Here is a 24,718-nt window from a genome sequence, read left to right as displayed (position 1 = left end):
AATTTATAACATTTATATTAATTACATTAACTATAGTTTCTGACCCTCTTACTCATGTGTAACAAGCAGTAAAAAACTCACTTCAATATTAGGTCTCATATTCAATAGGCTGTTATCATTACTGATAACAGCCTATTTTTATTTTTTGATGCAACACTTTCATCTAAATGAGAACCAAATGAAGTTAAAAATACTAGCAGGGATAGCATTACTGAGCAGTTTTTCAACACAAGCTGCTTGGTGGATTGAACCTACCGACTTACCACTTCGCGCTGACATTCAACTTTTAGCCGATACAGGTATTATTCTCCAACCTGTCACGACTTTCCCATTAATGTGGTCAGGGATTAAGTCTGATCTTGATAATGCTGCTGAAAACCCGATGTCTGTGCATCAAAAAGATGCTTTTCATCGTGTGCTGCGCGCTTATAACAAAGATCACCAAGCGGTCAATTTAGGTGCCAGGCTTGCAGGTGCGAACGAACAAGCTAGGTTTATCGGTTACGGTAATGATTACCGTGATAAAGCCGAAGTTGAGTTTACAGCTGAAGTGACGCAAGACTGGTTTAGTGGTCGCCTTGCTGCAAGTTATCATTACGATGCCATTGATGGTAATGATTCTCGTCTTGATAACAGTTTTGCAGCGGTGAAACTTGGCAACTGGATACTCACTGGCGGCGCAGTGCAAAAGTACTGGGGCCCCGGATGGGATTCAGGCTTAATTCAAACCACTAATGCTCGCCCAATGCCTGGGGTGACTTTATCACGTAACAACAGTAATGCCTTTGAAACGCCGTGGCTTAATTGGATTGGCCCTTGGACATTTACTACCAGTTTTAGCCAAATGGAAAGCGAACGCTACGTGCCAGATACCCAACACTGGGGCGCTCGCGGAACGATTAAACCTATTTCAAAATTAGAAATTGGTTTCTCATGGACCATGCAATGGGGCGGTGAAGGCTATGGTAATAGTCTATCTGATTGGTGGGATGGCTTAACCAATGGCGGCGTCGATGAAGGTGACTATGAAAATGGTCAAGAAAACATGCTTGCTGGCTATGATTTCAGATGGTCAGATACTGCTTGGGGCGTGCCATACGGCATTTATTACGAACGAATTCACGAAGATTACCACAACGGAAAAAACCAGTTAATTAATGCATCTAACATGGGTGGCATAGATATCTACATTGCTGAGTTAAGCACACGCTTTTTTGCTGAGTATTCTGACACAGCAGCATCATGTGGTATTGAGTCAGATGTTTATAACTGTATGTATGAGCATGGATTCTACCAAGATGGTTACCGCTATTACGGAAGAAGTCTCGGTAGCACCTATGATAATGATTCTCGAGTGATGGTTCTAGGTGGTATAACCCAATTAGAGCACGGACAGAGCCTAAGCACTAAGTTGCGTTATGCTAAACTTAACTTTGATGGTACTGATGTTAGTTATCCTGACAGTAACAAAGGTGGTAACCCCGTATCTCCAGGTCGTTATGAACGCCTATACCAATTAGATGCTAGCTATCACCGCCCTTTCTATGACGGAAAACTCAAACTTGGTGGTACTGTCGGTTATAGCGAATACCCAGAAATCGACACCAGTAGCGACTGGGAGACCACCTTCTATGCAGGTTGGGAACGTGATTTTTAACCCCCAATAGCAAGAGTTAAGTTAAAAATCATTCTTGGTATTTAATATGATAGAAACAAAGCCCATCACGTTTGATGGGCTTTTTTATAGCGTTGAAACGAACCTGTCGTTATAAGCCTTTATCTTCCCATTGCTGTTTTTTACGATAAATTGTTGATGGACTTACATCCAATAAAGCTGCTGCTTTGGGAATATTACCATCACATTGTGCTATCGCAGTTTCAATCGTGATTTTTTCGGTTAACCACAATGGCTGAATGTCCTCTTCTGATACCACTGCGCTAGCGACTGACTCAACAAGTGCACTAGCGACCGATTCAGCAACAGCAGCTGACGCACTCGAAGCAATACTTGCACTGGTAATTTGTTGTGAGTTAACAGATGATTCTACAGATGATTGCAATTGTTGTTCCGTTTGAGCTTCCAATTCAGATACTGATTTAGCATTAATCTCAGTCACTGTCGCAATTGTACTTCCTTGTCCAGCAACCTTATCTTTTAAGGTTAACGCGGCTGTAACTTGAGCTGGAAGCATCGATACACTCACTTCGTCAGCAATATTAAGTACTACAACCTGCCGTATGACATTTTGCAGCTGACGCACATTACCAGGCCAAGAATATTGAGTGAAGCAACGCTCAACTTCTGTGCTAAAACGCTTAAAGGTCTTACCCTCTTCTTTGCTGTATTGTTTAAGCAGTTTTTTCGCAATTGAAATAACGTCTTTTCCACGTTGCCTTAATGGCGGTAATTCAATGGGAATAACATGGAGGCGATAATATAAATCTTCTCTGAAGCGACCATCTTGAACTTCTTTCCAAGGATCTCTGTTGGTTGCACTAATAAAACGTACATCGACTTTTTCTTCTTTACTACCACCGACTCGCTGAAAGACACCTGTTTGGATGAAGCGCAGCAATTTACTTTGCAACTCTAAATCCATCTCACATAATTCATCAAGAAATAAAGTACCACCATCTGCTCGTGTTGCAGCGCCATCACGATTACTTACAGCGCCGGTGAACGCCCCTTTGGTGTGGCCGAATATCTCACTCTCAATCAAGTCTTTAGGTATAGATGCACAGTTTAACGCTATAAATGGTTCCTGCGCTCGAATTCCAGCTTCATGAATCGCTTGCGCACATACCTCTTTACCTGTGCCACTTTCACCCACGACAAATACAGATGCTTTGCTGTTCGCAACACAATCAATGGTGTTATAAACCGTTTGCATCGCCAATGAATCACCAATAAAACCATGAAAATTTGTTTTCGGTAAACTACTTTCATAGTTTGAAACTAACGCGAGTAAATCACGTTGCTTTAGGGCGTTTCGAACTGTAATTGACAACCTTTTACTATCAAAAGGTTTAATCAAAAAATCAAACGCACCTGCACGCATAGCATCGACAGCTAAATCAATGGTGCCGTGGGCAGTGATCATTATGACCGTAATGTTTGGGTATTCTTTTTGTACTTTCGTCAAAATATCCATACCTGACATATCAGGTAATTTGATATCCAATACCAATAAATCAGGCTGCTTTAGCGCTAATTCTTTTAATGCGTCTTCACCAAAATTAACATGGGTGACTTCCGCGCCTTCTGCGCAAAGGTATTCACTGTATAACGCGCCTAATGACATGCTGTCTTCTACAAGAATGGCACTAAATCCCATGAGGTGATTCCTTTTTATTTCAATGTCTTTTGTTTCAACGACTCTTAACCCAATGATTCTTTATTTAACCATTCAGATTTCCATAACTATGATTTGATATTTAATCTTCAGATTCAATATCAAACCTCAGCTTAATCTGTAATAAGCTTTGCTCAGAGACTGTAAATATTTGTTCAAACAGTACTGTTAATGGCTCATCACTTGTTCTTGAAGCCGCTTCTAACTCGGTTGCGACTTCTGATAGCTTTTGTGCGCCAAAGCTACCGGCACTACTCTTTATGGTATGAACTTGATCTTCAATTTCTTCTCGATTTCCTTCTGGCGTCAGCTCTTTTAAGGTATCAATCCTCATTTTAGTTTCGCCATAAAACACATTCATCATTTTAGCTAAACTGGCTTTACCAACTGCATGTTGTAATTCATCAAACACTTGCTGATTTAATAATGAAGCTTCTTTACTTACACTAGCAGTGTCAGTATCAGTATTAGTGTCACTTAAAATCGTGTTTTCACTAACTGCAGTTGCTTCAGCTGCTGTATCTTTCTCATGCTTATCTGCATTAGCATCGCAATTAGAAACATTGTTAGAATCTATATCGCTATCAACAGAATGATTTAATTGCATGCCCATTCCCATTGCCGAGTCTTGCTTCACTTGCCCAAGCCAATGACTGACACCAGAAATCAAGTCAGATTTATTAACCGGTTTACCAATACAATCTAACATTCCAACAGCTTTACAAGCTGCTATCTCTTCACTAAACACGTTTGCCGTCATTGCCAGAATAATTTGGTCTGGTTTATGAGCCAAAATTTTCTGACAAGCTTCAAGACCATCCATCTCAGGCATTCTGATATCCATCAGGATTAAATCAAAATCATGGTTAAGTGCTTGCTCTACTGCTTCGACGCCATTATTGGCGTAAGTCATCACGGCGCCTTCGTTAGTTAACATAGTGCCTGCAACCATTTGATTGGCAGGGCTATCTTCAGCTAATAAAATACGGCAACCTTCAGGCAAACTCGCAATTTTTTCTAATGGCTTTTCATGGGTATTATCTGCAGTTGCGCCACTTATCAGGCTCAGTAACATTTCACGACTTAGTGGCTTGCTTACTGATTCCTCTATCCCAAAAGATGAGATCGTCTTCTGAATATCGTTATGGCCCCCAGAAGATAATGCCGAGATATAACCTGACTCAAACAAATAATCGCTTCTTAATAAGCCAATCTCTTTTTCTTTCGCCGCTATTAAACAAATATCATCTATCATCACCAAATCAAAACGCCCTCGCACACGAACACTATTAAATACATTATTAACCTGATGCTCATATCTAGTTTCAACGCCATATTGACTATATTGCTTCTTAATTAGCTTACATACGGTTTCATCAGGGTGTAGTAATAAGACTCTTGGATGCTCTGGCAGCCTCACATTATGATTAGTGGCTTGGCTGGACTCATCCAATAGCACAGATAATGTGAACTGACTTCCTTCGCCTAGCGTGCTCGTTACTGATATCGAGCCTCCCATCATTTTGGCCAGCTCTGAACATATCGCCAAACCTAACCCCGTCCCAGCGTAACTGGTAGTGTGGGTATCATGTACTTGAGAGAATTCACGGAATAGTTTTTCCTGGGAAGCTTCACCTATCCCAATTCCTTGATCGGTCACACGACAACATAGTTCCACCTTGTCATTGCCGCGATTAGGGATCCATACTTCAACGGATATACAACCACTGGTCGAAAACTTAATCGCATTATCCACTAAGTTCTGCACAACTTGCCTAATACGCTGAGCATCACCCACCAGCATTTGCGGTACATTTCGGTTAATGTAACTGGCTAAGTGCACGCCTTTATCATGAGCTTTATGAGATAGAATTTGCAGCACTTGTGCAACTAATTGATCAGGCTCGAACTCTTTCGGCTCAAGTACCATTTGGCCGGCTTCGATTTTTGAAAAGTCGAGAATGTCATTAATGGTACTTAATAAAACCGAACCAGCCTCTTTAGCTGTGCGAGCATACATTCGCTGACCTTTTTCAAGACTTGAATCAAGTAATAAGTCGACACTGCCTAAAACAGCGTTAAGAGGCGAGCGAATTTCATGGCTCATGGTGGCTAAGAAGCGCGATTTAGCTTTACTGCCTTCTTCCGCTTGTTCTTTGGCTTGGCGTAATTCTTCTTCTTTAGATTTTTGCTCTGAAATATTACGTAAAAACGCGGTGTAATACATCTCATCACCAAGCTGAACAGGGATGACCCTTAATTCGACAGGGAACTCATCACCCGCTTTATTGTGTGCTGGTACTTCTATTCGATTATTCAATACAGGGCCTTCACCGGTCTTACGGTGATGGTCCATGCCATTTTTGTGCGCCTTGTGAAAACCATCAGGAATAATTAAATCTTCCAGTAATTCTCCAAGGGCTTCTTCTCGCTCGTAACCAAATAGTTTTACCGCCGCAGCATTAAACTCTTCTACACGCCCTGCAATATTAATGGTAATTAACGCATCATGACTCGCCTCTAGCGTGGCTAAGTGAATCGATTGGGTTCTTGCAGCTGAAGCTTGCTCGTTTTTAAGTTCGGATACATCTTTTATGAAGCCTAAAAATAACACTTGACCATCAATCTCCATTTTAGAAATTGATAACTCTATAGGAAATAGGTGCCCCTCTTTATGCTGCGCTTGAAGCTCACGACCACGACTAAAGCCAATAATTTTAGCATCGCCACCATTCAAGTAATCTTGAATATAACCATCATGCATAAAACGGTCTGCCATCGGCATGAGGATTGATACGTTTTCATCAATTAACTCTTCCTTTTGGTAACCAAACAGCTTATTTACCGCATTGTTCACTTCATTAATCACACCGTCGACATCGATTATGACAAAACCATCAGCGGCAGAATCGAGAATGGTATTAAGTCGCACATTCGCGCCTTTTAAATCGTGACGTTCTTCATCGACGGTTTTTAGCATTTCATTAAACGCATTGGTGGTATCAATAATATCTTGGGTGCCAGGTTCATCAACCTGCACTCCCATTTCCCCTTCAAGCACTCTCTTTGAAGCATGTTGAATATTAAATACATGCTTAATAAGCTGTAAGCCTTGAAACCAAGACAAAATAGAAATCAAAATAATAACTAGTAACATCAATGCGCTGTATTTCATCGCTACATTTTCAACACTGGCATCAAACTCGATGGTATTGACCATCAACTTGATGTCGATACCTGTACCATTATTCGATTCGGCCTCAACTAACACTAAGTCCTCAGTTCGCACAGACATTGCAGCATCAAGTAATTCAAAAACACCTTGGCTATTTCGTTGAGCGGCATAAAGTCGTATATCACCTTTGAATACTTGAACTGATTCGATGTGACTTATGTGGTGCTCTTCTAGGGATTGCTTGAGAAGGAGTATCGATTGACGTGGGTTATTAACGTCTACACTATTAGCCACCAAGATGGCAGATATGTGGCCTTGCTGTTGAATTTCTGTCTGATTGGCAACTTGAATAACACCTAAACTGCTATAAATTAGCATTAAGAGTAACGCGGCTTGCATTAACCCAATCGCAATGATTGCTTTTAATCTAAAAGACAAATTCCTTCTCCTAATGCAGTTTGCACATCTATCCAGATTGTTGGGTAAATACTGATTCTATATACAATATTTAGCACGCCACAACTCACTATGGAACACCTCGTTGCATTTTGCAAAAATTAATTTGCAAAATGAAAACACACAATATCGCACATTGCGAATTAACACCTATACCAATGATAATAAACAATAAATAAAACTAGGAACATATATTGCTTTAAAACATTATATCCCTTTATTTTTAGGAAACAGCTATGCAAAATGCAAGTGCTCCCGCAAAAAGACTGTCTATTTTGTTAGTAGAAGACACTTTTAGTGAGCGTTATTACATTGCTAGCCTCATCAAGAGCTTCCAGCCAGAAGATGTCGAGTTTGTCATCACTCAGTGTGAAGATGGACTCACCGCACTCGATACCTGCAAATTACATAAATTCGACTTAATAGTCAGTGACTGGCGAATGCCTAAAATGAGCGGCGTCGAATTCTGTAAACGATTAAAAGAAACCAATAATCCAGCCTTTTTTATATTATTAACGGGTAATGATAAAACTCAAGATATGGTTTTTGCCATGGAAACAGGCGCTGATGATTACATCACAAAACCATTTCTCGCCTCAGTACTTAAAGTCAAAATTCTTGCCGCAGTTAGGCTAATACAAGCAAAGCAGTCGATTCTAGATAGCAATAAAAAACTTGAAACCCTACTCAGTCATAAACAAACAGAGTTGCAACAAGCTGCCGTATTACAGCAATCACTACTGCCCAAAGAAGATCTATCTTTCGATAATTGGGATATTAAACATTACTTTGAACCTGCTGCTGAGCTTGCTGGAGACATATTTCAATGCTTTAAAATTACCGATGATTGGATTGGTTTTTACGTGATTGATGTGTCTGGTCATGGCGCACGTTCAGCCATGCTGAGTTTTACTTTAGCCCAAGGTTTGTCACCACAACGGATGGATTGGCAACTCTCCCCTGAAGTCTTAATGAGTAGACTGAATAACCTTTTTGATGACCCTGCCAATCTAGGCCAGTTTGCAACCGTCATTATCGGTAAAATTAATACTAGAACCCATCAAGTTCAAATGTGTAATGCAGGTCATCCGATGCCGCTTTTAATTTCTAGTTTAGATGTGCAAACACTTGAAGTTCCCTCAGGTTTACCGATAGGAATTGATAAACATAGCCACTATGAAAGTGGTGAATACCAACTATACCCAGGTGAACAACTGCTGTTATTTTCTGATGGTGTTTATGAAGTGAATCACCCTCAACATGGCATGTTTGGTTTAGAAAGGTTCAAACAGCGTTGCCAAGAAGCAAAGGCAATGCCTGCCAATAAATTACTTGAACATTTAACCTATGTATTGAATTTGTGGAACCAAAATGAACCTCAAGACGACATGTCACTATTACTGTTTACTGCGCCCATGCATGAGAAAGAAGACTCACAAATAGAGCCATTAATGTCCACAGTGAGTAAATAATACAGCAAGCAAATAAAAAGGAGCTAACAATGAATCGACGACGTAAACGCCGACATCACCAATTCATGTTGAAGTATGGCAAGAGGTTCACTTAAAACCGAAACAAAGATTTAATCAGCAAAAACAAGCTATTAATGTCACCGTCTTAATTACTGTAAAAAAGTATTTTGACAGATTTAGTACTCACCAAAGCCGCAAATTTCAAATCTTTTTTAACGGCTTTTAAGGATTTATTATGAACAGTTTACAAATAAATATCGCAATAGATGACATGACTTCTGAGCAGATATATGACGATATAGAAGCATTTTTAATCGTTAACAATATCGATTCACAACAACGATTTAAGCTAATACTGTGTATTTTAGAGTCAGTAAACAATGTCGTTCAGCACTGTCCAGAAAATGCTGAAACACTCACCGTTATGCTGCAAAACAATCAAGAAAACATTGTCATTGATATTCTAGATAATACTGAATTTGTCGAATTATCAACGCCTAAGAAATGTCCACAAATTGATAAACCCAACGGTCGAGGTTTATGGATTATGGAGCAATGGATGGATCAAGTTCAAAAGCAAGCAACTGTGCTTGGTACACACTTAAGGCTTTGCCTCCAAAAGGCGTGATGTGTGAAAGCTAATGACTTCTCAATGCTAAATTTAACGCCTAGGAGAAGTAGCATAGGAATTTGCATAATAATGAAAACAGTCAAGGAGACTAAATGAAATCAAAAACCGTATTATCATCTCGAAACTAAATTAAGCCGTTAGCCCTTTTTAACGGCTTATTATTTTCTTCTTACTTCTTACTTCTTAATTCTTACTTCTTACTTCTCCTTTAGAGCCTCCCCCCGCTATAAACCTAATCATTAAATGACTTACCTCTGCAGTAAAACTGAATCCATTAACACGTTATTCCTGTTATTTCTGCTATTTGCAGAATGCAAAATAGAAAATCTCGCCTAGTTAATCTTTTGCAAACAGCAATATATCCCTTTGCAAACAGCAAACCAGTATGAACCGCTCCCCAACAGAACAACGTAACCATCTGTAAATAAACAACTTAAAAGTTGGCACACTCCCTGCAATATCTATTTGAGCGTAATTAGAAATAACACCGGCACACTGTAAAGCATCATTAATTTCTAGGAGCACGTTATGAAATTTGAATTAAAAGTAGCGCAACATGCGAGCGTAGTAACCCTACCAATCAGAATGTTTATGGCGCACACACCAACTTATCGAGCCGCACTTGTTGATTATATCGATAGAGGGCATACCCGTTTAGTCATCGATATGCAGCATCTTGAGTACATCGATTCTAGTGGCTTATCAGTGTTAATTTCTGCACGTAATCAAGCACTGAATTATCAAGGTAACATCGTATTGTTATCACCGACTCCAGCAGTGAGATCATTGATTGAATTGACTCGCTTACATCATATTTTTGAAATATTTGAAACAGAAAAACTCGCACTGGATTTTTTGCGTCACAGCAGCATTGTTGAGCACTCAGATTTCGATAAAAGAGTTATCGCAGATTTAGCTAGCTAACACTTAAACGACAAGCTCATTTAACACATGCGAACCAATCAATATCTGAATCAAAACGTATAGGGAATAACGCAATGAAAACGATTAATACTCTAATTTCAATCGCAATGATCGCAAGTTTAACCGCTTGCGTAACCCCTTCGCAGCCAGCGCAGCAAGACGTTTGTGATTTAGAAAAGCAATTAACCAGCTGTCATTACTTTGGTCAACAAACACCATACAACCGAAAAGTCAGTGCAGTGACCTCAAATCACACCACTTTTCCAACAGCGCCAATATTTGGCAATAAAGCCATGATCGTCGATACTGAACAAGCCTTATCATTATCAGTTGGTGACAAAATCTCAGTTAAGATTCTGAATGGCGAAGAATTTAGTAAAGATGTTGAAGTCGATGCCGATGGTAATATTTATCTACCTTACTTGCCTGCAATTGCAGCAAAAGGTTTAACGCTTAAACAGTTAAACCAATTAATCAATGACTTATTAATAGATGAAAATCTTATGTTAGCGCACGCCGTTCGCATCAGTATTTTACCTATAAGCTGGGCACCAATTGAAATCACCACCTCAGGTGCTGTTTTTGAACCTGGTCAGCACATGATTAACAAGAAATTGCCTATAGAATTAAAAGATGACGGTAGTAATTATGCAGGTGATCAAGCGATTAAGCGTAGCGTTGCAGCAGCGGTAAAATCCTCTGGTGGAGTGCGCCCAGATGCAGACATATCTGCGATTAAAGTGATTCGTGATGGACAGGTTTTCAATATGGATTTACGTGGTATGCTAACTGGTGAGAAAGTACCTAGCATGACATTAATGGCTGGCGATCATATCCATGTCCCATCAACACATTCTTTTAATGATCAATTAGCTAGACCATCACAACTGACAGCGCCAGGGATTAGGGTTTTTATGTCAAACTTAACACAGCCAGCGAGCTCAAATAGCCAGTCAGCGGTCGATCGTGAGGCGACTCGTTTCCCATATGGTACACGATTATTAAATGGTGCAATTGCAGCTAACTGTGTTGGGGGGGCTCAAACAACCAATGCCAGTCGATACGTTATTTTAGTGACTAAGAATCCACTTTCGAACCAAATTGATATTGTTGAGCGTTCAATAGATGGACTGATTCAAAGCGCATGGAATGACCAGTCAAACCCAGTGTTACTTCCTGGTGATGGTTTAGCTTGTTACGACTCACGTGTGACCAATATACGTGAAATAGCGCGAACTGTAACTGAGTTAGTGGTACCAACAACCCTTATTGGATGGTTGTAAGGAGTAATAAATGAGCCGAATTCATGATGAAGATAAGACTCATACGAGCACGGATAGCAAACAAAGCGGTCAAAACACTAGTCAAGACGCTAGTGAAAACATCACGCAACCATCATCCGTTAACCAACCCGCCTCTGAAGAAGAGGCGATAACTACATCAGAAACCGAACAAGGTATTTCCTCACAAGATGCTTCTAAACAAGAGGCTGTCCAACAAGCTCAATACACAGCAGCAGACGAACCTATTGAGCAAACAAGTTTTTCTGAATTGGCATACTTATACTGGATTAAACGAGCGACATTAGAAGGCAGTAGACTCACACCTAAGTTACGTAAACGTCTTTACCTTAAAACAGCGTTTGGTTCATTACTCATAATCTGGATTTTTGCAGCCATTTTTATCTATCTGGCACCGACTCAATATGTCAGTAAATGGGTACTGATTTTGCCCGGTGCAGCAGCTGGATCATCGTTAAGTCTTGATAGTCTTGGCCAAGCGAGTACTTCCAGCATGTCACCTTATATGAGCTCAGCCATTGATCCTCGAGAAAATTATAAAGCGATATCAATGAGTACCTTATTAATGCAAAGCGCAGCGCATTACCTTGATGTACCGACTTCAGCAATTAATAAGCCAAAACTTAAACTGCCGAGCCAAACAGGTTTAATGGAATATAGCGTAAAAGCCGCAAGCCCTGAGGATGCTCAAGAGCGCGCATGGGCGATGTATCGCTCATTGCAAAATATATTAACTGACTTACGTGCAGATGAAATAGCCTTGCGCGAAATAGGCATAAAAAGAGGCCTTAAAAGTTATTCATCTCGTGTAAAGGAAACCCAGAATCAATTACTAGATTTCCAGTCTGAGCGAGGCCTAGTAACACTTGATCAGTTCAAAGAGCTCGCCATCACGATTGAGCGATTAAGACACAGTAAAGTAACCATGTTAGCTGAGCTTCAAGGATTAAATGCCAGCTATTTTTTATACGAAAAACACTTAGGTATCAGCGATGCACAAGCTGCTATTTTATTGAAACTGAATAACGATAAACTTTTTCAACAACTGATTGAAAAACATAATGCCGCAAATACACAATATATTGAAAATGCAGGAAGGTTGGGAACAAGACACCCTATGCTTGTTACTTTACAAGCTGAGCTAGACAGTATTTTAAAAAGCATGCAACAACGCTTTAAAATCATTATTGGTTTTCAAGACGATGAACTGCTTAAAATTCTAACAGTGAATGATTTAGATGGCCGAGCTGAAATGATGCAAGAATTCATCACCATTGCATCAGACCGAAAAGCAACTCAATCTGAAGTTGACTCGTTAACATCTCAGATTAATACCTGGGAGCAACGTCTTCAGTACAGTAATGACGATGCAGCTAAACTTGCTGACTTACAGCGAGAGCATCAACTTGCTTCAGCAGTATTAACTTCGGCAATGGCCAAAATGGATGTGGGTAAATCCGACATTTACACTGCGTATCCTATGCTGCAATTACTGTCGGCGCCAAGCTTGCCTTCATCACCTGATAAGTTGGCTGTCATACTCATTGCGTTCGGTGGTTTGTGCGCCTCATTCATGTCACTAGTAGGATTAAGCATTTTATGGATTCGCAAACCATTACTGCGGAAAATGTTGACGAAAAAATCATCTACAACTGCATAAGTTTCAGTTACTTATTTTGGTTGTTAGGTGCGTTATATGTCATTGCACCTGTGATTGCTTGGATTCTATTTTTACGCTTAATATTTAAAAAACTCGCACATCAACCAGCATACCGTATTAGCATTAGTCACTATGTTTGGGCACTAGGCATGTGGGTGATGCTAATTGCCTTAGTTGTCGGTCATCTGCAATTTGGCCTAGGGACTGGCAAGTTAATTAAGTCCTCTATTGGTTGGGCTAAAGGTTGGGCATTATTGGCGATTTTTCCAATTATAGGTTGCTTGCCAATCAGGCCTGAAATTATCTACCGCGCCAGCTGCCGAGTTTGTAAGCACACAATCCTACTGTTCCCGTTTTTTCTATTTGCTTGGAAAATGGGTTTACCCACGACACTGTACGTTTCGCCTTTAAGTATTATCGGTGGACCAGGGCCTGAATTTTTTAATGTCAGCCTTTATGAAATTGACCCAGGTAGTGGTGTACCCCGCTGGCGATTGTTCACCCCATGGGCTCCCGCATTAGGTATGTTAGGCAACTTATATTTCATTTTTGCAATACAAGAAAAACAGCAAAAATGGAAAAGGTGGGGGCTTGCTGGCAGTTTATTAATGATACTAATATCACAATCTCGCCTCGCAATTGCTTGTTATTTGGCGTTAATTGGTTTCTTCTCGACACTACGTTTTATCCGTTCACCATGGTTATACCTGCTACTCAGTCCGGTGATGATATTTGTCGGGGTCATAGGTGAGTCAACCATTTCAAAAATTGAGCAAAGTATTGCCGCCGTAAAAGCCGCACGCGCTGGATCAACTAGAGTCAGGCAGACGTTAGCCGACATTGCCGTTGAGAGATGGCTAAATGAAGCGGTTATCTTTGGTCATGGCATTGTAGAACGGGGGCCTCATGTGGTGGAATACATGCCTATCGGCTCACATCACACATGGTATGGATTACTATTCGTTAAAGGTGTTGTCGGCGCTGTCGCTTTGGCTATCCCAATGTTAGTCACTTTCATCTTTTTGCTCATCAGGCTATTCAGTAACCCATTAGCAAAAGTAGGAATGGCAATTTTATTGATGCTTGGCTTATACACATTCGGGGAAAACTTAGAAATCCTAGCTTACTTATTCTGGCCAGGTTTAATTATTTTGGGGATGGCCTTAAGGGCTGAAGAGCCAGATGATGTTTTAAGCAAAGCAAAAGCCCTTGAAGCGGCATAAAGTGAAATGATATTGACTAAAAAATAGCCCTTTTAAATTAAATAAAAGATGCTTTAAGTAATGCATTACCAACTTAAAGCATCATAGATTTGTTACCTTTAAAGAACGGTCAATACTTGCTCTTTCGCTAAACGCGACTTAGGTAAATTAGCATTGTAATCTTCTGAGCTGTGATGGTAGCCAAATGCCAGTGCTACTTCGCATTTAAATCCACCAAGTTCTTCAGCAAATATTTCGCCAATTAATGCGCTATCGACACCTTCCATCGTGGTTGAGTCGATACCAAGGCGAGCCAGTACATGTAATGTATTGCCTAAAGCTAAATAGGTTTGTGACTTAGTCCAAGACGCATTATTACCTTGTTCATCAGTATTTAATTCAACAAAAGCAAAACCACCAAATGCCGCTTCACGATCTTCTACTTTAGTGCGTTTATCCTCAATGCCTTTATCGACGACTTTAGCGTAATCTTCACGGGTATAATTTGGATTATGTGCAAATAAAATAACGTGAGAACAAGCCTTAATGTGTGGTTGATTAAACTGAAAATTATTAGCAAAAGTGTCATGCATTCTTTGTTTTGCTACATCACTTTCAATCACAATAAACTTCCAAGGTTGTGAATTAATTGAAGATGCAGATAGGCGCATGGCTTCGTAGATGACAGCAAGGTCATCGGCAGAAACACGTTTAGTCGGATCATAACGCTTTGCAGTGTAGCGATTATTTAAATCTGTAATAATTGGGTGTGTCATGCTCTACTCCGTGTGTAACTCTGTGTTTGGTTAAAATTTAAATTCTTAGTTTTTTCAACAAATTGATTCTTAGATACTTTTTAAAATATTTTTTATTGCGACTGTTAGTTATAACAACGTTCAATTATCGCCATTTGATAGAGCAGCCCATACTGGCAAATTGATGCAGGCTCATAGTAAATTATTCAGCAGATGGGTCTTTAAAAATAAATTCGGGCGTTCTCCAGCCAAAATCACAAATTGGGGTATCAAGTAGCTTGAAGCCATCTCCTGCTATAGGCCTTTCTTTGCCTAAAAGCCTAAAATATCCTGATATTGACACTGATTAAACAGCTTAAAGATTGAAAGACTTTCTCATTATTTTTGACAATAAAGCCAACGATAGAAAAATACTGCGTCAAAAAGCCCTTAATCTAATTATATTAATGGGCTCTTTACCTAGTAATTTAAAAAGCAGAATTATTATGGTATTTCTGTGACTACTTGCTGTTTTATATAATCACACCATTCAATGGAATCTCTCGGCGGCACTTGCGCCTCTCCGCGAACGCCAAGTTTAAATTCAATCACGGATTGCCACTCTGCAGAGCCTATATCAGGCCCGTGGCCTTGACCGTCACCCGACATCACCAATCGTTCAACTTTGTTGAAAAATACTTCATCACAACGACTTTCAGAGTCAGCGCTATCGATAACAAGGTTAACACCATCGGAAGAATGAGCGCTACTTTCGGTTGTTGGTGTTGATTGCTGACTGCAACCGCTCAGCAATACAAAACTAACAAGTAAACTTATTGCCGCACCTGTCATGGAATTTTTCATATCACCTCAACCTTAAATTAATGACTTTTATTCGTTTTCTATAAACCAAGAATCAGTTCCAAATCTGGATTTAGCTTAACAAAACAATCTTTTTTCAATATTAAAGGGTTTTCAGCTCAAGCTATACTTGTCCCTTGATTACACCAATATCAATATACGTTTTTAAGTATGCGCGATCAAAGTCCTCTAGCACCATCCGCTCTCGACAACTGATATCACCTTTGGAACCCAGCCTTTAGCGCCAGTTTTATCTAGCAATTCTTATTTTGCATTCTGCGAAACGATTATCTCGAATTGCTAATCCTACTTTACTCTTAAATCACAAAAACACTTAAAACTATTACAAAACAACAAGTTAAAAACTGGCACGATAACTGTAATACCTAAGCATCGAAGCAATTTACTTTTAGTTTTAATCAGCAAATTGCAATTCATTAATAAGGGTAGCGGTTATGCAAAACATCACCAAGCTTCAAGTTGAACAGAAGCAATCGCTGAATAAAAAGCTTGCGCTTAATGAGATGCTAAGCCATGGCATTCGTTCATTAGGTAAAAACCTTTTATGGTTAGCCAGCGCGCAGTTCAGTGGACGAGTGGTGAGATTAGGCGCAAGTGTTATTACCGCACGCTTATTAACTCCTGAAATATTCGGTCAAGTTGCCATTGTGCTGACTTTATTCGAACTAATCTGCACACCAACAAGACGTATCACCTCAGCTGCATTAATCCGTATGAATGACACTGACTTTACCGATAATGTCGCCAGCGCTAACACCATTAACTTCGCATCTTGTATTAGTGCATTCGTATTAATGAGCCTAGTCAGTTTCCCGTTAGCTTATTACTATCAAGATACCCAATTAATACTGCCAATTTTGTTTGTTGCGAGCAGCTACTTATTACTTCCATTTGGCATGTTGTACGCCACAGTTAATTTACGTAATAACAATATGCGTAAAGTCGCCAGTGCCAACCTTTGGCAGACCGTGGGTGACGGCGTGTTAACCGCAATCTTGGCCCTAAGTGGCTTAGGTATCTGGGCAATCATTATCCCTAAAGTTGTTATGGTGTTTGTGTGGATTTACATCCATAAAAATGCAACACCATTACCTCGTTTTGCTCAACCTACGTCATTAACACGTGTTAAAGCATTACTTAACTTCAGTGTGCCAGTGAGCTTAAGCGACTTAATTAATACATTAAGACAAAGTATTGATTATCTGGTCATTGGGTACTTCATGGGCATTGAAGCATTAGGTGTTTACTTTTTTGCTTACAACGTGAGTTTAGGGGTCAGTTTAGGGTTAGTGCAAAGCTTCGGCACTGCTTTTTATTCACATCTTTGCAGTGATAAAGATGCAGAAAACAACCAAAAGCAGTCTGCACAGCAAAAATACCGTAACAGCGTTATTGCGATTACAGCTATCGCAGCCCCAATCATCATCTTGCAAACCAGTTTGGCGCCACTTTACGTTCCCTTTGTATATGGCGAGCAATGGTTAAGCACTGATGCTTTATCAGTTTTCGTTTTCTTATGTTTAAGCGGCTTAGTTCGCCCAATGGCTGAAGCGGCAAGTCAGTTACTACTTGCCAATGGCCATAGTCGTTTGAACTTCAATCTAAATATCGCCATCACAGCACTACTAACACTGGTTATCAGTATTGCCAGCCAGTTCGACTTAGCCACTGTCGCAATGAGCGTGATGGTCACTTATTTAATCACTATGCCTTGGCTTTGCTGGTACAGCAGCCGCATCTCATTCAGTCAATCAACTGTTAAACACAGTTAAGGAAAACATTATGACTCCAAGAATCTCTGTAGTAATGCCTGTTTATAACGTTGAGAAGTTTGTAAAAGCGGCAATCGAGTCTGTACTGCACCAGACATTTGATAACTTTGAATTATTAATTATTGATGATCGCGGTGATGATCGCAGTATTCAGATTTGTAAGCAGTTTATTAGCGACCCACGCGTACATATTATTCGTCACGCTAAAAATAAAGGTTTAGCTGCAGCGCGTAATACGGGTATCCGTCATGCATTAGGTGAGTTTGTCGCATTTATCGATTCAGACGACTTATGGCATTCAGAAAAACTTGCTCGCCACGTACAACACTTAGATAGCGATAGCCAAATTGGTCTGAGTTTTTCTCGCTCAAGTTTTATTGATTACGATGGTAAGTTTATCGATTTTTACCAAATGCCTAAACTTACTGACATTGATGCAGCACATTTACTTTGTCGTAATCCGGTTGGTAACGGCAGTGCGCCAGTTATTCGCCGAACGACATTGAATGACATTCGTTTCCAATCAATGAGTACTGCTCAACGCTATAGCTGTTACTTCGATGAAACTTTCCGTCAGTCAGAAGATATTGAATGTTGGTTACGTATTGCTGCAACCACATCTTGGAAAATCGAAGGCTTACCTGAGCCACTAACCTATTACCGCTTAAATCACGGTGGTTTATCTGCAAACCTAATGAAGCAATACGCTTCGTGGGAAAAAATGATTGATAAAGCTCGTGATTTTGCGCCAATTTTACTTGGTCGCCATGAAAAAACCGCACGTGCTTATCAGTTACGTTACCTTTCAAGACAAGCAATTCGTTTAGGTGATGGTAAAGCGGCGGTTGAGTTAGTCAACAAAGCGATTTCGACCTCACCTAGTATTTTAAAAGCGGAAACAGGCCGCACTATCACCACTTTAGTGGCTGCTTACGCTCAATGGATCATGCCTTCTTGGGGTTATATCGTCATCGAAGGTGTTGGTCAAAAATGTATTAGCGTCATTCAAAAAATACGTATTTCTCGTGATGGCGTCACCAATGAGTTTATGCAAGATAACAAGCTTTAACTCACCAAAGGTCCTGCTTGTATTAAAAGGTTTGGGCCGCTTTAGCAAGGATTTGACCAGCAGTAAATGAAAACAACCTCCCTATTCTGGCTTTGCAGTGTCGTTCGCATTTTGCAAAGTCAGCTTTTTTTCTACAAATTAAAATCGCAGTAACCACCATAAAACCCATATAGAACAATATATTAAAAAACTGGAACGCTTCGTGCTTTAACAAGGTATCAGACTTATTAAAATCGTCCTTGTGAGGCCAATATGAAAACAGCACATGATGAAAAAGCTCACGACCACACTCCCATTACTATTTTCATGTTTGACTGGATAGTCGCTTTTTACGTGATGATGATTGCCAGCCCAATTTTCATAGTCAAAGTGATCACCTTAGCTTGCTCAAAGCACGCTGTTTTCGAAACGCTGTATATTCATGCTGATAATAAAGAAGTGGCGATTCGCCTATTCACTCAGGGGCGCTTTAAATCATTACCGTTATTTTATAGCGTCCTAAAAGGTGATATTGGCTTGTTGGGCAGCGCGTTTGAATATGCTGTATTCGACACAACTCAAAACAACTGTCGTCCTGGTATTTTATCTGTTGAACAAATGCATCGTCGTATGGGGGTTCAACACATTGATTCTGTCTCACATTCATCTACCGGTTTATTTGGCTACATGGTCAATATTTTAAAGTGCTTATTCAGCAAGCTTATTGTGGTATCCACTCAACTTAATTACCCGGCACAATTTAACTTGTTAGGCGTGAACATTGATAACAACAGCATGAATGACAGTGTTGAATTGTTAATCCGTTCATCTAACTCAGCACAAACTAAACAGTTTGCCTTTGTTAATGCTGATTGCTTAAACATTGCAGCAACCAATAAAGCCTACCGCGATACGATGAATCAATGTGACCAAGTTTTTGCAGATGGCAGCGGCATACGTATCGCCTGCCAGCTACATCATATTGGCCTTAAAGATAATGTGAACGGCACTGATATGTTACCGCTTTTATGTGAGCAAGCAGCGGCACAAGGTATTAGCTTATTCTTCTTAGGCGGTAAAGACGGTACCGCAGACCAAGCTGCTGCAAACCTTATCAAGCAATTTCCTACTCTTAAAATTGTGGGCTGTCATCATGGTTATTTAAATCAAGACAATGTTTCCCAAGAGACTGAGCAACAAGTGATTGAGCAAATTAACCAATCAGGTGCTCAATTGTTACTTGTTGGCATGGGCGCACCTATGCAGGAACAATGGATTAGCGCGCACAAAGCAGAGTTAAATGTCGGCGCAGCTATCGGTGTCGGTGGCTTGTTTGATTATTTTGCCAATAATGTATCAAGAGCGCCTATTGCAGTAAGACAAGTGGGTATGGAGTGGGTATGGAGACTTGCCCAAGAACCTAAAAGAATGTGGAAACGCTATGTTGTGGGTAATCCTGTATTTCTTGCCCGTGTTTTAAAGCAAAAACGTTCAACGAATATGCCTACTAGCCATACTAATTCAAGCAACGCCGCGTCAGCGAAACAACCTCAACCGATGCAATCAACTTTAGGGCAAACTAACGCGAATAATAGCCGTCGTTGGTACTTCTTTGGTATTAAATGTGGTCAATTTGCAAAACGCACATTCGATATCGTTGCAGCTAGCATATTGCTAATCCTACTAGCGCCATTATTCTTTTTTACCGCTCTAAGTATTCGTATTGAATCGAAAGGAGCCATCTTTTTTTCACAAACTCGCAGTGGCCGAAATAACCACCCCTTTACCATGTGGAAGTTTCGTTCAATGTACATTGACGCTGAAGCAAGACTAGAAAAAATCAAACAAAACAATGAAATGCAAGGTGGCGTGCTGTTTAAAATGAAAAAAGACCCTCGTATTACAAGTGTTGGAAAGCTTATCCGTAAAGCTTCAATTGATGAGCTACCACAACTTTGGAATGTATTAATGGGTGATATGTCACTAGTTGGCCCAAGACCTGCACTACCTAATGAAGTAAGCCAATATCAGTTAAGTGATCGTCGCAGATTGGGAGTTAAACCTGGTATTACTTGCATATGGCAAGTAAGCGGACGCTCAGATATTCCTTTTGATAAGCAGGTAGAGCTAGACATAGATTACATCTACCAGCAGTCACTAAGAGAAGATATCACTCTGTTATTGAAAACTATTCCAGCAGTACTTTTGGCGCGAGGCGCCTACTAGGAGACGTTATGCAAGCTATCGTATTTGCAAACAGAAACGGAAATGAACTAGCCCCTTTAGATCAGCAGTATTGCCCTGCTCTACTGCCACTCGCCAATAAAGCCCTAGTGGAGTATACCTTAGAGGACTTAGCTGCAGCTGGAATAACAGACGTAAAAATGGTTATCAGTCATGAAGCTAAAAAAATTGAATCGCAAATTGGTAATGGTGAGCAATGGGGATTAACCATTAATTACTTTCTGTGTAAGCCTGAAGAGCAAGTCAACAACGTACTTTCACGGATGAATATTGATAAGAGCACACAAGCATTAGTTGTGCGTGGCGATATGCTACGTAGTCCTTGCCTAGCACGTTTCATTGAGTTTTCACGCTTGATGCCATCAAAATTTGTCCACGCCAAAATGGCTCAACGAAATCCAGCAATGATGATGTTACCTGCAGGTTGGAAGCATAACCAATTACTAAATTGGCCTTTAGAAACCACTGAAGTAAACCATAAAAATAGCGTGGCGCAGGTTCTTCATGGCGAGTGTTTTTACATAGATAGTCTAGCCGCTTATGTTGAAGCTTCAGACTATGTCATTAACAGCCAAGAATTTGGTGTTAAAGGCCGTGCGATAAATACCAGAAATAAGCATAAGCAATTAGTAGTTGAAGCCCAATGTCAATTGCCTGATTTATCTGAAACCCAAGCTTTTGGCGCTATTGGTGAATACACCAAAGTCTCTAATAAGGCTATGTTATCTAACGCAATTGTGGTTGGAGAATACTGCTTCATTGAAGACAGTCAAATCCAAGACAGCATTATATTACCTAACACCTATGTTGGGCCGCAGTTAAGTGTTGAAAATAAAATTATCTCTCAAGACTTAATCATCGACCCGCAGACTAACAGTTGGACCAAGGTAGAAGATCAAAGCTTAATTGCTAAATCTACCCAAGAAGCGACCAACTATAACGGCATTTTTCAGCGCGGCGTGTTGCTAATGCTGTACGTATTATTATCGCCACTGTTGCTCACTCTTTTTTTGGGATCGTTAATCTTAAAACCAAGAAAACCCATTGTCTCTGAAACAGTGATTAATAACGAACAACAGCCAGTTAAAGCCCATAAGTTTAATATCAAGAACCCTGGCTTTGCTTTATTACCACAGGTTTGGTTAGTGGTTAAAGGTGACCTCAATTTATTCGGCGCTTCAACTAAATATCAAAATAAACCAGACGGCACTGTCACCTACGGAGTTTATGGACCAGTACAGCTTAATTTTAATGAGAATACGCCAATTGAAGAAGTTCAAATGGTGGAAATGGAATTCGAGCAATCAAAAAAACCATTGTATCTAGTGAACATGTTGCAAAAGCAATTTGATAAATCCAATGCAGCCATTGAATTTAAAAGTTAACGGTTAAATCGATATCAAAATGTCTCTTCATTAAAGGAATACTATTATGAAAACCATCATCACTTACGGAACATTTGATCTATTTCATTTTGGCCACGTTAGATTACTGGCGCGATTGAGCGAGATGTGTGACCAGCTCATTGTAGGCGTATCCACCGATGAGTTTAATGCCCTAAAAGGTAAGGCTGCATTTTTCAGTTACGAGCAAAGAAGTGAGATTATTGCAGCTTGTAAATATGTATCAAAGGTCATTCCAGAGCAAAACTGGCAGCAGAAAAGCTCTGACATAGAACGCTATGACATAGATGTGTTCGCTATTGGTGATGACTGGGAAGGCCAGTTTGATCATTTAAAAAGTCAATGCGAAGTCATGTATTTAACCCGTACAGATGATATCTCAACCACCGAAATTAAAAATAACTTAGCGGTTAAAACAGCCTAATATAGTGTGAAATAAAATGCAGGTACTGAGTTTACCTAAGCAACGATGAGCACTTGAAACTGATTCATGCTAGCGTAGACTATTATTAATGCTATCTTTGTATTTAAAGGATTTTTAATGTCACGGAGATATAACATGAGCCAATTCATTTTAAGTTGTGTTAGATATCTTGTGACTCAAACCGTTTATTTTATTGCAGGATTTAGCCCTCGCTCGCGCAAGGCTGTTATGGGCTGTTATAAAAATAAGTTTGCCGATAATAGTAAATATTTATTCTTACATTGGCAGCAAGCCCTGACCATAAGAGCGATATGGATAAGTGGCGACAAACAACTTGTCCAGCAACTAAACCATCAAGGTTATGAAGCCTATTACCGCTGGAGCGCAAAAGGAATTTATCATGCGTTAACGGCTAAGTATTACGTATATAATAGCTATATTGGCGATGTGAACCAGTATCTAGCCAAAGGCGCAATTAAGATAAACTTATGGCATGGCTCGCCTTTAAAAAGAATCGAGTTTGATATTAATAATGGCCCGCTTTTAAAGGTTTATCATCCTGAAACCCTGCAAGATAAGTTCATTTCTAATACCCAATTTCATCAACAAAAAGTGCGCCCAGACTATATGATTGCCCCAAGTGATTTAGTGGTGAGTCTATTTGCAGGTGCGTTTAAAATGAACCCACAGCAAATGATTTTAAGCGGCAATCCACGCACTGACTATTACCGTCGTTATCCGCAAGCAAATCAAAAATCGAACCAGCAAGGTCACTCATTTATAGAAGGGCTTAAACAAACCTATCAAGTAAAACAGGTACTATTATATGCGCCATCTTGGCGAGACAGTACATTGCTTAATGACACTAAAGCGAATTCATCAACATCGACAGCTGGCGATAGTCATCCGTCCCCAAAAATTAACCCGTACACGCAAGCCATCGATTTTGAAGCGCTGTCTGCATGTTTAGTTGCAAACGATCAATTACTCTTACTCAGACTTCATCCCAACGAAGCTGAGCTTGCTAAAGCAATAGATAATCACCCAAATATTCTCAATATTTCAGACTGGCAAGACACTTATGAGATCATTAATGATGTAGATTTACTTATCACCGACTATTCATCGTTATACATTGATATGCTACAAACCAAAGCTAACATTGTGTTTTTTCAATTTGACCAACAAGAATACCAATCTGACAGCAGACAGTGTTACCCCTATGCCGATGATTTACCGATGGCGGGTGAAGTGGTAACAAACTACCTGCAACTTGTAGAATACCTGCAGAACCTTAGCCAAAATACCAATATTGCGTCTTTAACAAACAAAAAAAATAGAGCTGAATTAGCTCAGCTCTATTGGCAATATCAACATAATGAGAGTTTTATTCAACTTGATAAATTAGTCAGCGCATAAGCTTACAGCGTAACGAGCATTTTAAAGTACATACAACTAAAAATTAGATTCAAAGGTTTAAAAAGCCAACACAAATTTGGAAAGAAATGAGTTTCAACGCCCTGTTAGGTGCATTTTTCGGTAGAAAGCCAAACCATAGCACTATAGATAGGATGCCCATCTTTTTTCCTGATCATAAATTTTTCATAACTTGTTGAAACTATTCGTTCGCACCTTGATGTAAGTGCTATACCTATTTCTTTAGCCAAACTTGATGCTAGTATTGCTTGGTTTATGGGCTCTCGAAGTGCAGTTACTTTTGGGTTATGCATATTCCCAGCCGAACTCAATGCCTCTGCATGCAAATCTGGATAATTAGAGCTTAGGAACTCATGCAGTTCCTTTTGCAGTGCATGGTCATTTTCTGAAAGAAACACTCTGAAACTTCTAAGCCAAATATCCTTTGGCACTGAGTTTACAGCCTCAGTAAGTGATAGTTCTCCCCTATGAGTGTCGTATAAAGTTGCCCAATCCTCATGAATAGATACATCCCAGCCTGAAGAAGCATAAACAAAGCTTGACGCCGTAAGAATTAATGTGGCTACGATATTTCTCATAGTGCGCACCTAACGCCCAAAT

Annotated in this window: 18 protein-coding genes; 13 read left to right on the top strand and 5 right to left on the bottom strand. The window is 39.9% G+C overall.

Annotation, left to right across the window (positions count from 1 at the left end):
• Window positions 1–178 precede the first annotated feature (178 nt).
• The gene (locus QPX86_RS07730) at window positions 179–1,657 is read left to right on the top strand and encodes a capsule assembly Wzi family protein (RefSeq protein WP_285164836.1); all 1,479 of its coding nucleotides are present in this window, start codon (window positions 179–181) and stop codon (window positions 1,655–1,657) included.
• Between the two features lie 109 nt (window positions 1,658–1,766).
• Here the strand turns inward: QPX86_RS07730 and QPX86_RS07725 are convergent, their stop codons facing one another.
• Complete coding sequence (locus QPX86_RS07725) at window positions 1,767–3,335, bottom strand: sigma-54-dependent transcriptional regulator (protein ID WP_285164835.1); 1,569 nt, start codon at window positions 3,333–3,335, stop codon at window positions 1,767–1,769.
• 100 nt (window positions 3,336–3,435) lie between these two features.
• The gene (locus tag QPX86_RS07720; protein ID WP_285164834.1) at window positions 3,436–6,966 is read right to left on the bottom strand and encodes a hybrid sensor histidine kinase/response regulator; all 3,531 of its coding nucleotides are present in this window, start codon (window positions 6,964–6,966) and stop codon (window positions 3,436–3,438) included.
• A gap of 254 nt (window positions 6,967–7,220) precedes the next feature.
• Between QPX86_RS07720 and QPX86_RS07715 the strand changes: the two genes are divergently transcribed.
• From QPX86_RS07715 to QPX86_RS07690, 6 genes are all read left to right on the top strand, one after another.
• Entirely contained in the window at window positions 7,221–8,456 is a 1,236-nt protein-coding gene (locus QPX86_RS07715) for a SpoIIE family protein phosphatase (RefSeq protein WP_285164833.1), read from the top strand.
• Window positions 8,457–8,691: 235 nt separating this feature from the next.
• Window positions 8,692–9,084: an ATP-binding protein gene (locus QPX86_RS07710; protein WP_285164832.1), complete on the top strand. Its 393-nt coding sequence runs from the start codon at window positions 8,692–8,694 to the stop codon at window positions 9,082–9,084.
• A gap of 531 nt (window positions 9,085–9,615) precedes the next feature.
• Entirely contained in the window at window positions 9,616–10,011 is a 396-nt protein-coding gene (locus tag QPX86_RS07705) for an STAS domain-containing protein (protein ID WP_220753341.1), read from the top strand.
• A 74-nt stretch (window positions 10,012–10,085) separates the two neighbouring features.
• Window positions 10,086–11,294, top strand: coding sequence for a polysaccharide biosynthesis/export family protein (locus QPX86_RS07700; protein ID WP_220753340.1), 1,209 nt, complete (start codon window positions 10,086–10,088; stop codon window positions 11,292–11,294).
• Window positions 11,295–11,304: 10 nt separating this feature from the next.
• Complete coding sequence (locus QPX86_RS07695) at window positions 11,305–12,972, top strand: GumC domain-containing protein (RefSeq protein WP_285164831.1); 1,668 nt, start codon at window positions 11,305–11,307, stop codon at window positions 12,970–12,972.
• The gene (locus tag QPX86_RS07690; protein ID WP_220753339.1) at window positions 12,912–14,195 is read left to right on the top strand and encodes an O-antigen ligase domain-containing protein; all 1,284 of its coding nucleotides are present in this window, start codon (window positions 12,912–12,914) and stop codon (window positions 14,193–14,195) included. The genes QPX86_RS07695 and QPX86_RS07690 overlap by 61 nt, the downstream gene beginning before the upstream one ends.
• Before the next feature lie 98 nt (window positions 14,196–14,293).
• On the opposite strand, the gene QPX86_RS07685 is transcribed toward QPX86_RS07690, so the two are convergent.
• Together QPX86_RS07685 and QPX86_RS07680 are read right to left on the bottom strand one after the other, a co-directional pair.
• The gene (locus QPX86_RS07685) at window positions 14,294–14,950 is read right to left on the bottom strand and encodes an NAD(P)H-dependent oxidoreductase (protein ID WP_285164830.1); all 657 of its coding nucleotides are present in this window, start codon (window positions 14,948–14,950) and stop codon (window positions 14,294–14,296) included.
• 462 nt (window positions 14,951–15,412) lie between these two features.
• Window positions 15,413–15,772 (bottom strand): hypothetical protein, encoded by a 360-nt coding sequence (locus QPX86_RS07680; RefSeq protein WP_285164829.1) that lies wholly within the window; start codon window positions 15,770–15,772, stop codon window positions 15,413–15,415.
• A gap of 452 nt (window positions 15,773–16,224) precedes the next feature.
• On the opposite strand from QPX86_RS07680, the gene QPX86_RS07675 reads away from it, so the two are divergent.
• The 6 genes from QPX86_RS07675 (at window position 16,225) to QPX86_RS07650 (ending at window position 24,100) form a co-directional block, all read left to right on the top strand.
• Window positions 16,225–17,562 (top strand): oligosaccharide flippase family protein, encoded by a 1,338-nt coding sequence (locus tag QPX86_RS07675; protein ID WP_285164828.1) that lies wholly within the window; start codon window positions 16,225–16,227, stop codon window positions 17,560–17,562.
• A gap of 10 nt (window positions 17,563–17,572) precedes the next feature.
• Window positions 17,573–18,631, top strand: coding sequence for a glycosyltransferase family 2 protein (locus tag QPX86_RS07670; RefSeq protein ID WP_285164827.1), 1,059 nt, complete (start codon window positions 17,573–17,575; stop codon window positions 18,629–18,631).
• 252 nt (window positions 18,632–18,883) lie between these two features.
• The gene (locus QPX86_RS07665; protein ID WP_285164826.1) at window positions 18,884–20,836 is read left to right on the top strand and encodes a WecB/TagA/CpsF family glycosyltransferase; all 1,953 of its coding nucleotides are present in this window, start codon (window positions 18,884–18,886) and stop codon (window positions 20,834–20,836) included.
• Between the two features lie 8 nt (window positions 20,837–20,844).
• A complete protein-coding gene (locus QPX86_RS07660) occupies window positions 20,845–22,239 on the top strand; it encodes an NDP-sugar synthase (RefSeq protein ID WP_285164825.1) in 1,395 nt (464 codons plus the stop codon).
• Between the two features lie 46 nt (window positions 22,240–22,285).
• Window positions 22,286–22,681 (top strand): glycerol-3-phosphate cytidylyltransferase, encoded by a 396-nt coding sequence (gene tagD / locus QPX86_RS07655; RefSeq protein WP_285164824.1) that lies wholly within the window; start codon window positions 22,286–22,288, stop codon window positions 22,679–22,681.
• 135 nt (window positions 22,682–22,816) lie between these two features.
• Complete coding sequence (locus tag QPX86_RS07650; RefSeq protein ID WP_285164823.1) at window positions 22,817–24,100, top strand: CDP-glycerol glycerophosphotransferase family protein; 1,284 nt, start codon at window positions 22,817–22,819, stop codon at window positions 24,098–24,100.
• Window positions 24,101–24,204: 104 nt separating this feature from the next.
• Here QPX86_RS07650 and QPX86_RS07645 read toward each other — a convergent pair whose 3' ends face one another.
• Window positions 24,205–24,696, bottom strand: a complete 492-nt coding sequence (locus QPX86_RS07645; RefSeq protein WP_285164822.1) for a hypothetical protein — start codon at window positions 24,694–24,696, stop codon at window positions 24,205–24,207.
• Window positions 24,697–24,718 lie beyond the last annotated feature (22 nt).

Origin of the sequence: Shewanella goraebulensis (assembly GCF_030252245.1) — a bacterium.
GTDB classification, from domain to species: Bacteria; Pseudomonadota; Gammaproteobacteria; order Enterobacterales; family Shewanellaceae; genus Shewanella; species Shewanella goraebulensis.
The sequence above is the reverse complement of the archived record's forward strand: the minus strand, read 5'-3'. Positions and strand labels throughout refer to the sequence as shown.